1 tRNA gene and 3 rRNA genes are annotated in these 5,148 nt (G+C 49.6%); all 4 read right to left on the minus strand.

The annotated features are described in order from the left end of the window. Positions 1-2: 2 nt before the first annotated feature. Positions 3-118, minus strand: a 5S ribosomal RNA gene (gene rrf, locus HMPREF2766_RS00160). 76 nt (positions 119-194) lie between these two features. Beyond that, positions 195-3,095: ribosomal RNA gene (locus HMPREF2766_RS00165) — 23S ribosomal RNA — on the minus strand. 124 nt (positions 3,096-3,219) lie between these two features. Next, positions 3,220-3,292: transfer RNA gene (locus HMPREF2766_RS00170), tRNA-Ala, on the minus strand. 51 nt (positions 3,293-3,343) lie between these two features. Next, positions 3,344-4,889, minus strand: a 16S ribosomal RNA gene (locus HMPREF2766_RS00175). Together the 16S, 23S and 5S rRNA genes with 1 tRNA gene alongside form the textbook arrangement of a ribosomal RNA operon. Positions 4,890-5,148 lie beyond the last annotated feature (259 nt).

The raw sequence follows: 5,148 nt of genomic DNA on the forward strand, positions 1-5,148 counted from the left end.
GAGCTAAGCGACTTCCATATCTCACAGGGGGCAACCCCCAACTACTTCCGGCGTTCTAGGGCTTAACTGCTGTGTTCGGCATGGGTACAGGTGTATCTCCTAGGCTATCGTCACTTAACTCTGAGTAATACCTACTCAAAATTGAATATCTATCAAATACCAAGAAAACCTCACACTTCGTATTCTCAGTTACTTTGGATAAGTCCTCGAGCTATTAGTATTAGTCCGCTACATGTGTCGCCACACTTCCACTTCTAACCTATCTACCTGATCATCTCTCAGGGCTCTTACTGATATAAAATCATGGGAAATCTCATCTTGAGGTGGGTTTCACACTTAGATGCTTTCAGCGTTTATCCCTTCCCTACATAGCTACCCAGCGATGCCTTTGGCAAGACAACTGGTACACCAGCGGTAAGTCCACTCTGGTCCTCTCGTACTAGGAGCAGATCCTCTCAAATTTCCTACGCCCGCGACGGATAGGGACCGAACTGTCTCACGACGTTCTGAACCCAGCTCGCGTGCCGCTTTAATGGGCGAACAGCCCAACCCTTGGGACCGACTACAGCCCCAGGATGCGACGAGCCGACATCGAGGTGCCAAACCTCCCCGTCGATGTGAACTCTTGGGGGAGATAAGCCTGTTATCCCCAGGGTAGCTTTTATCCGTTGAGCGATGGCCCTTCCATACGGAACCACCGGATCACTAAGCCCGACTTTCGTCCCTGCTCGAGTTGTAGCTCTCGCAGTCAAGCTCCCTTATACCTTTACACTCTGCGAATGATTTCCAACCATTCTGAGGGAACCTTTGGGCGCCTCCGTTACCTTTTAGGAGGCGACCGCCCCAGTCAAACTGCCCGTCAGACACTGTCTCCGATAGGGATAACCTATCCGGGTTAGAGTGGCCATAACACAAGGGTAGTATCCCAACAACGTCTCCTTCGAAACTGGCGTCCCGATCTCGTAGACTCCTACCTATCCTGTACATGTGGTACAGACACTCAATATCAAACTGCAGTAAAGCTCCATGGGGTCTTTCCGTCCTGTCGCGGGTAACCTGCATCTTCACAGGTACTAAAATTTCACCGAGTCTCTCGTTGAGACAGTGCCCAAATCATTACGCCTTTCGTGCGGGTCGGAACTTACCCGACAAGGAATTTCGCTACCTTAGGACCGTTATAGTTACGGCCGCCGTTTACTGGGGCTTCAATTCATACCTTCGCTTACGCTAAGCACTCCTCTTAACCTTCCAGCACCGGGCAGGCGTCACCCCCTATACATCATCTTACGATTTAGCAGAGAGCTGTGTTTTTGATAAACAGTTGCTTGGGCCTATTCACTGCGGCTGACCTAAAGTCAGCACCCCTTCTCCCGAAGTTACGGGGTCATTTTGCCGAGTTCCTTAACGAGAGTTCTCTCGCTCACCTGAGGCTACTCGCCTCGACTACCTGTGTCGGTTTGCGGTACGGGTAGAGTATGTTTAAACGCTAGAAGCTTTTCTTGGCAGTGTGACGTCACTAACTTCGCTACTAAACTTCGCTCCCCATCACAGCTCAATGTTATAGAACTAAGCATTTAACTCAATTCACACCTCACTGCTTAGACAGACACTTCCATTCGTCTGCTTTAGTTAGCCTACTGCGTCCCTCCATCACTACATACTCTAGTACAGGAATATCAACCTGTTGTCCATCGGATACACCTTTCGGTCTCTCCTTAGGTCCCGACTAACCCAGGGCGGACGAGCCTTCCCCTGGAAACCTTAGTCTTACGGTGGACAGGATTCTCACCTGTCTTTCGCTACTCATACCGGCATTCTCACTTCTATGCGTTCCAGCACTCCTCACGGTATACCTTCTTCACACATAGAACGCTCTCCTACCATACCTATAAAGGTATCCACAGCTTCGGTAAATTGTTTTAGCCCCGGTACATTTTCGGCGCAGGGTCACTCGACTAGTGAGCTATTACGCACTCTTTGAATGAATAGCTGCTTCTAAGCTAACATCCTAGTTGTCTGTGCAACCCCACATCCTTTTCCACTTAACAATTATTTTGGGACCTTAGCTGGTGGTCTGGGCTGTTTCCCTTTCGACTACGGATCTTAGCACTCGCAGTCTGACTGCCGACCATAATTCATTGGCATTCGGAGTTTATCTGAGATTGGTAATCCGGGATGGACCCCTCACCCAAACAGTGCTCTACCTCCAAGAATCTTGATGTCGACGCTAGCCCTAAAGCTATTTCGGAGAGAACCAGCTATCTCCAAGTTCGTTTGGAATTTCTCCGCTACCCACAAGTCATCCAAGCACTTTTCAACGTGCCCTGGTTCGGTCCTCCAGTGCGTCTTACCGCACCTTCAACCTGCTCATGGGTAGGTCACATGGTTTCGGGTCTACGACATGATACTAATGCGCCCTATTCAGACTCGGTTTCCCTGCGGCTCCGTCTCTTCAACTTAACCTCGCATCATATCGTAACTCGCCGGTTCATTCTACAAAAGGCACGCTCTCACCCATTAACGGGCTCGAACTTGTTGTAGGCACACGGTTTCAGGTTCTATTTCACTCCCCTCCCGGGGTGCTTTTCACCTTTCCCTCACGGTACTGGTTCACTATCGGTCACTAGGGAGTATTTAGGGTTGGGAGATGGTCCTCCCAGATTCCGACGGGATTTCACGTGTCCCGCCGTACTCAGGATACTGCTAGGTACAAAGACTATTTTAAATACGAGGCTATTACTCTCTTTGGCTGATCTTCCCAAATCATTCTTCTATAATCTTTGAGTCCACATTGCAGTCCTACAACCCCGAAGAGTAAACTCTTCGGTTTGCCCTCCTGCCGTTTCGCTCGCCGCTACTAAGGCAATCGCTTTTGCTTTCTCTTCCTGCAGCTACTTAGATGTTTCAGTTCACTGCGTCTTCCTCCTCACATCCTTAACAGATGCGGGTAACAGGTAGTACCTGTTGGGTTCCCCCATTCGGAAATCCCTGGATCATCGCTTACTTACAGCTACCCAAGGCATATCGTCGTTTGTCACGTCCTTCTTCGGCTCCTAGTGCCAAGGCATCCACCGTGCGCCCTTATTAACTTAACCTTATTTTTTGACCTTTCAGTCATAAACTCTTATTAATACTACAGCGTTTTCGGTTTATTTTCTTGTTACTATTTGATATAGATATTCAATTTTCAATGTGCATTACTTGGTGATCTCTCACCAATGGAGCCTAGCGGGATCGAACCGCTGACCTCCTGCGTGCAAAGCAGGCGCTCTCCCAGCTGAGCTAAGGCCCCACAAGACCTCTCAAGACTAAACAAGACCAATGTGCAGTTCCTTATCCTTAGAAAGGAGGTGATCCAGCCGCACCTTCCGATACGGCTACCTTGTTACGACTTCACCCCAATCATCTATCCCACCTTAGGCGGCTGGCTCCAAATGGTTACCTCACCGACTTCGGGTGTTACAAACTCTCGTGGTGTGACGGGCGGTGTGTACAAGGCCCGGGAACGTATTCACAGCGGCGTGCTGATCCGCGATTACTAGCGATTCCGACTTCATGTAGGCGAGTTGCAGCCTACAATCCGAACTGAGACTGGCTTTAAGAGATTAGCTTGCCGTCACCGGCTTGCGACTCGTTGTACCAGCCATTGTAGCACGTGTGTAGCCCAGGTCATAAGGGGCATGATGATTTGACGTCATCCCCACCTTCCTCCGGTTTATTACCGGCAGTCTCGCTAGAGTGCCCAACTGAATGATGGCAACTAACAATAGGGGTTGCGCTCGTTGCGGGACTTAACCCAACATCTCACGACACGAGCTGACGACAACCATGCACCACCTGTCACCTCTGTCCCGAAGGAAAACTCTATCTCTAGAGCGGTCAGAGGGATGTCAAGACCTGGTAAGGTTCTTCGCGTTGCTTCGAATTAAACCACATGCTCCACCGCTTGTGCGGGCCCCCGTCAATTCCTTTGAGTTTCAACCTTGCGGTCGTACTCCCCAGGCGGAGTGCTTAATGCGTTAGCTGCGGCACTAAACCCCGGAAAGGGTCTAACACCTAGCACTCATCGTTTACGGCGTGGACTACCAGGGTATCTAATCCTGTTTGCTCCCCACGCTTTCGAGCCTCAGCGTCAGTTACAAGCCAGAGAGCCGCTTTCGCCACCGGTGTTCCTCCATATATCTACGCATTTCACCGCTACACATGGAATTCCACTCTCCCCTCTTGCACTCAAGTTAAACAGTTTCCAAAGCGTACTATGGTTAAGCCACAGCCTTTAACTTCAGACTTATCTAACCGCCTGCGCTCGCTTTACGCCCAATAAATCCGGACAACGCTCGGGACCTACGTATTACCGCGGCTGCTGGCACGTAGTTAGCCGTCCCTTTCTGGTAAGATACCGTCACAGTGTGAACTTTCCACTCTCACACTCGTTCTTCTCTTACAACAGAGCTTTACGATCCGAAAACCTTCTTCACTCACGCGGCGTTGCTCGGTCAGACTTCCGTCCATTGCCGAAGATTCCCTACTGCTGCCTCCCGTAGGAGTCTGGGCCGTGTCTCAGTCCCAGTGTGGCCGATCACCCTCTCAGGTCGGCTATGTATCGTTGCCTTGGTGAGCCGTTACCTCACCAACTAGCTAATACAACGCAGGTCCATCTGGTAGTGATGCAATTGCACCTTTCAAGCAAATGTCATGCGACATCTACTCTTATGCGGTATTAGCTATCGTTTCCAATAGTTATCCCCCGCTACCAGGTAGGTTACCTACGCGTTACTCACCCGTTCGCAACTCATCCAGAGAAGCAAGCTCCTCCTTCAGCGTTCTACTTGCATGTATTAGGCACGCCGCCAGCGTTCGTCCTGAGCCAGGATCAAACTCTCATTAAAAGTTTGAGTTCTCACTCATTTCTGTCACTGACAGATTTATTGTTTTTTCATTGTTCAGTACTATAACCTCAGTTATAGTGCCCTGCACATTGGTTCGTCTTGTTCAGTTTTCAAAGGTCTTTGTCACTCAATCTCTCTCAAGCGACAACTATATTAGTATATCACAGCCATCTGCCTCTGTCAACAGATTTTTTAAACTTTTTTCAAGTTTTTTTAACCGCAATACACCATAGTCCGTACGGGATTCGAACCCGTGTTA

The organism is Streptococcus sp. HMSC076C08 (genome assembly GCF_001810825.1).
Classification (GTDB): Bacteria; Bacillota; Bacilli; order Lactobacillales; family Streptococcaceae; genus Streptococcus.